The organism is Streptomyces sp. NPDC048352 (assembly GCF_040651895.1).
Classification (GTDB): Bacteria; Actinomycetota; Actinomycetes; order Streptomycetales; family Streptomycetaceae; genus Streptomyces.
Map to the genome: position 1 here is coordinate 1 of NZ_JBEZKZ010000145.1, position 4,994 is coordinate 4,994.

At 75.6% G+C, this 4,994-nt stretch carries 2 protein-coding genes and 2 pseudogenes; 3 read left to right on the forward strand and 1 reads right to left on the reverse strand.

Annotated features, from left to right (window positions below):
- Positions 1-103: 103 nt before the first annotated feature.
- The 3 genes and pseudogenes from cobT to AB0D45_RS34450 form a co-directional block, all read left to right on the forward strand.
- Positions 104-2,032, forward strand: a pseudogene (gene cobT / locus AB0D45_RS34440) (nicotinate-nucleotide--dimethylbenzimidazole phosphoribosyltransferase); the annotation flags it as partial.
- A 603-nt stretch (positions 2,033-2,635) separates the two neighbouring features.
- Positions 2,636-3,859: a uroporphyrinogen-III C-methyltransferase gene (cobA, locus tag AB0D45_RS34445; RefSeq protein WP_362466560.1), complete on the forward strand. Its 1,224-nt coding sequence runs from the start codon at positions 2,636-2,638 to the stop codon at positions 3,857-3,859.
- Between the two features lie 42 nt (positions 3,860-3,901).
- Positions 3,902-4,717, forward strand: coding sequence for an RNA methyltransferase (locus AB0D45_RS34450; protein ID WP_267035793.1), 816 nt, complete (start codon positions 3,902-3,904; stop codon positions 4,715-4,717).
- Positions 4,718-4,766: 49 nt separating this feature from the next.
- Here AB0D45_RS34450 and AB0D45_RS34455 read toward each other — a convergent pair.
- Positions 4,767-4,994, reverse strand: a pseudogene (locus AB0D45_RS34455) (serine/threonine protein kinase); the annotation flags it as partial.

Genomic DNA, 4,994 nt, shown 5'->3' on the forward strand with positions numbered 1-4,994 from the left:
CTGGAGGGCACGCTGCCCGTGAAGACCCGGGTCCTGGCCGGCGGCCGCCCGCTGGTCCGGGTGGACCGGGGCGGCGGCGAGGTCGGCCCCGGCCGACCCGCAGGCTCCGGCCGAGCCCGCCGAGCAGACCCCCGCGGAAACGGTGGCCCAGGCCGCGCCCGAGGCCCCCGAGCCGGCCGGAGCGCAGCCCGAGCCCGTAGAGCCCGTGCAGCCCGCCGAGGCCCCCGAGCCGGCCGCCGCGGAGGCCGCCGAGCCCGCCCCCGCCGAAGCCGAGGCCCCGCCGGCGGAGCCCGCCGCGGGCGAACCGGCCCCCGCGTACGACGACGCCGAGCGCGAGGCGGTGCTGCGCGTCATGCGCGAGCGCCGCGACATCCGCAAGGGCTTCCGTACCGACCCCATCCCGCACGAGGTGCTGCTGCGCGTCCTCGAGGCCGCCCACACCGCGCCCAGCGTCGGCCACTCGCAGCCGTGGGACTTCGTCGTCATCCGCTCCGCAGAGACCCGCCGGACGATGCACGAACTCGCCCAGAAGCAGCGCGAGGCCTACGCCAAGTCGCTGCCCAAGGGCCGGGCCAAGCAGTTCAAGGAACTGAAGATCGAGGCCATCCTCGACACCCCGGTGAACATCGTCGTCACCGCCGACCCGACGCGCGGCGGCCGCCACACCCTCGGCCGGCACACCCAGCCGCAGATGGCCCCGTACTCCTCCGCCCTCGCCGTCGAGAACCTGTGGCTCGCCGCCCGCGCCGAAGGCCTCGGCGTCGGCTGGGTCAGCTTCTTCGACGAGCGCGAGATGGTCCGCGCGCTGGGCCTGCCGGAGCACCTGGAGGTCGTCGCGTACCTGTGCGTCGGGTACGTGGACGAGTTCCCCGACGAGCCCGAACTGGCCCAGGCGGGCTGGTCGCAGCGCCGTCCGCTGGCCTGGGTCGTCCACGAGGAGACGTACGGGCGCCGCGCGCTGCCCGGCGAGGCCCCGCACGACCTGCTCTCCGAGACCGTCGCCAGCATCCGCCCGCTCGACGCGAAGGCGCTCGGCGAGGCCTGGGAGCGGCAGAAGCGCATGACCAAGCCCGCCGGGGCCCTGGGCATGCTGGAGATCATCTCCGCTCAGCTGTCCGGCCTCTCCCGGGTCTGCCCGCCGCCGATCCCCGAGCCGGCCGCCGTCGCGATCTTCGCCGGCGACCACGGTGTCCACGCCCAGGGCGTCACCCCGTGGCCCCAGGAGGTCACCACGCAGATGGTGGCCAACTTCCTGGGCGGCGGGGCGGTCTGCAACGCCTTCGCCAACCAGGTCGGCGCCGAGGTCTGCGTCATCGACGTCGGCGTCGCGGGCGACCTCCCCGCCACCCCGGGGCTGCTGCCGCGCAAGGTCCGCCCGGGCACGGCCGACCTGTCGACCGGGCCGGCGATGACCCGCGAGGAGGCCATCGCCGCCATCGAGGTCGGCATCGAGACGGCCCGCGACCTCGTCGCGGCGGGCAACAAGGCGCTCCTCACGGGCGAGATGGGCATCGCGAACACCACGGTGTCCGCGGCGCTGATCTCCGTCTTCACGGGGGTCGACCCGTCCGAGGTGACGGGCCGCGGCACGGGCATCAACGACGAGACGCACGCGCGGAAGGTCGACGTCGTACGCCGCGCCCTGGAGCTCCACCAGCCCGACCCGAACGACCCGATCGGCGTCCTGGCGGCCATCGGCGGCCTGGAGCACGCGGCGATCGTCGGCCTGCTGCTGGGCGGAGCCTCCCTGCGCACGCCGGTCATCCTCGACGGCGTGAGCGCGGGCGCGGCCGCCCTGGTGGCCCGCGCCATCGCCCCCGAGTCCCTGTCGGCGTGCATCGCGGGCCACCGCAGCGCGGAACCGGGCCACGTGGCCGCCCTCAACAAGCTCGGCCTGCGCCCCCTGGTCGACCTGGACCTCCGCCTCGGCGAGGGCACGGGCGCCCTCCTGGCCCTCCCCCTGATCCAGAGCGCGGCCCGCGCGATGCACGAGGTCGCCACGTTCGACTCGGCGGGAGTCACGGAGAAGTAGCCCCGGCACCGGCCTGAGCCCCCGCCCCGCTCAACGGGGGGCGGGGGCTTTGCCGTACGCGGCCACGGTGCGGGCCCGCCATCTCCCCCTCGACCCACCGGGGGCGGGGCGGTGGTTACCCACCCGCCTCCCCGGGTGCGGGTCCGGTGGGCGGGGGAGCGGGGTGCCTGCTGGGCGGTCTCAGGGCTGGTTCGGGGGTTTCCGGGGAAGCCCCCAAAGGAACGGCACGGTCCAGAGGGGGAGCGGCGGGCCCGTCAGGGCTGGGCGAGGGGGCGTTGCCCCGGCCGGCCGGGCATCCGGGCCCTCTGCGCCTGAGTTCCCGGTGCAGGGGCGCTGCTGCCCGCACCGAACACCGACCACAGCGCCCTGCGGCCCACCCAGGGGCAACGGATCGCTACGCGGTCCTCGTTCCAGTGGGGATCCCACCCCCACCCCGACCAGCCGAAACCCCCCGTCCGAAGTTCGCCCCCGCAGGTACCGCCGGAGCCGGCGGGTCGTATCGTGGTCCCGGACGGGCGCCCCGCACTGCGTGCCCGTCACGCCGCTCCAGCGCAGCAGCGGCCCCGCCGACCAGACCCCGCCGCATCAGGAGCCGCAACCGCCATGGCAAACCCGGCACACCCCGCCTACCCCGTAGGACTCCGTCTGGCAGGGCGCCGCGTCGTCGTCATCGGCGGCGGGCAGGTCGCCCAGCGCCGCCTCCCCGCGCTGATCGCCGCCGGTGCCGACGTCCTGCTCGTCTCCCCCTCCGCGACCCCCTCCGTGGACGCGATGGCGGAGACCGGCGAGATCCGCTGGGAGCGCCGCCGCTACCAGGACGGCGACCTCGACGGTGCCTGGTACGCGCTGATCGCCACCCGGGACCGGGCCGCCAACGACGCGGCCTCCGCCGAGGCCGAGAGCCGCCGCGTCTGGTGCGTGCGCGCCGACGACGCCGACGCCGCCACCGCCTGGACCCCGGCCACCGGCCGCGTGGAGGGCGTCACCGTCGCCGTGCTGAGCGGCAACGACCCGCGCCGCTCCGCCGCCGTGCGCGACGCCGTCGTCGAGGGGCTGCGCGACGGTTCCCTCACCGCCGCCCGGCCCCGCGTCCCCGGCGTGGCCCTCGTCGGCGGCGGGCCCGGCGACCCGGACCTGATCACCGTGCGCGGCCGCCGCCTGCTGGCCGAGGCCGACGTGGTGATCGCCGACCGGCTCGGCCCCCGCGACCTGCTCGACGAGCTTCCGCCGCACGTCGAGGTCATCGACGCCGCGAAGATCCCGTACGGCCGTTTCATGGCCCAGGAGGCCATCAACAACGCCCTGATCGAGCACGCCAAGGCCGGCAAGGCCGTGGTGCGGCTCAAGGGCGGGGACCCGTACGTCTTCGGCCGCGGCATGGAGGAGCTCCAGGCCCTCGCCGAGCACGGCATCCCCTGCACGGTCGTGCCGGGCATCTCCAGCTCCATCTCGGTGCCGAGCGCCGCCGGGATCCCCGTCACCCACCGCGGGGTGGCGCACGAGTTCACCGTGGTCAGCGGCCACGTCGGACCGGACGACCCGCGCTCCCTCGTCGACTGGGCGGCCCTCGCCAAGCTCACCGGGACGATCGTCATCCTCATGGGCGTCGACAAGATCGGCCTGATCGCCGAGGCCCTGGTCCGCCACGGCCGCTCCGCCGACACCCCCGTCGCCGTCGTCCAGGAGGGCACCACCGCCGCCCAGCGCCGGGTGGACGCCACCCTCGCGACCGTGGGCGAGACGGTCAAGGCGCAGGAGGTCCGTCCGCCCGCCGTCATCGTGATCGGCGACGTCGTCCGCGTCAACGCCCCCCTCGCCGGCGCCTGACAGGCCGTTGGCACCGCACCCAGGACAAGGCAGTATCACCCTGTGGCTGATCTCATCACCATCGAAGACCCCGACGACCCGCGCCTGCGCGACTACACGGGCCTGACCGACGTCGAGCTCCGGCGCCGCCGCGAGCCCGCCGAGGGCCTGTTCATCGCCGAGGGCGAGAAGGTCATCAGGCGGGCCAAGGACGCCGGGTACGAGATGCGCTCGATGCTGCTGTCCGCCAAGTGGGTCGACGTCATGCGCGACGTCATCGACGAGCTCCCCGCCCCGGTCTACGCCGTCAGCCCCGACCTCGCCGAGCGGGTCACCGGCTACCACGTGCACCGCGGCGCCCTCGCCTCGATGCAGCGCAAGCCGCTGCCCACGGCGCAGGAGCTGCTGGCGTCGGCCCGCCGGGTGGCCGTCATGGAGGCGGTCAACGACCACACCAACATCGGGGCGATCTTCCGCAGCGCCGCCGCCCTCGGCATGGACGCCGTGCTGCTGTCGCCCGACTGCGCGGACCCGCTGTACCGCCGGTCGGTGAAGGTCTCGATGGGCGCGGTGTTCTCCGTCCCCTACGCCCGCCTGGAGGCCTGGCCCAAGAGCCTGGACTCGGTCCGGGAGGCCGGCTTCAAGCTCCTCGCGCTCACCCCGCACGAGAAGGCCTCGCCGATCGACGTGGCCGCCCCGCAGACCCTGGAGCGGGTGGCGCTGATGCTGGGGGCGGAGGGCGACGGGCTGTCCACGCAGGCGCTGGTCGCCGCCGACGAGTGGGTGCGCATCCCCATGGCCCACGGCGTCGACTCGCTGAACGTGGGCGCGGCCGCGGCCGTCGCGTTCTACGCCGTGGCCGGCAGCGGCCGCGCGTAGTCAGGGGACCGTACGGAGGGGGTGGCGCGCCGGACGGTGCGCCACCCCCTCAGAGTTTCTGCGCGAGGGCGATGCCCAGGGCCACGAGCAGGGTCACCACCACGAACACGATCAGCCGCTGCCGCAGCAGCTTCGGGTCCGGCCGCGACGGGCGGCGGCGCCCGGTGCCGGTCGTACGGGGTCCCGGGCGGCCCCCCGTCCGCCCGGCGGTGGAGCCGGGGTTGCGGGACGACGAGGGCCGCGACGGGGGCCCGCCGTGGTGCCCCTGCGGCCGGGC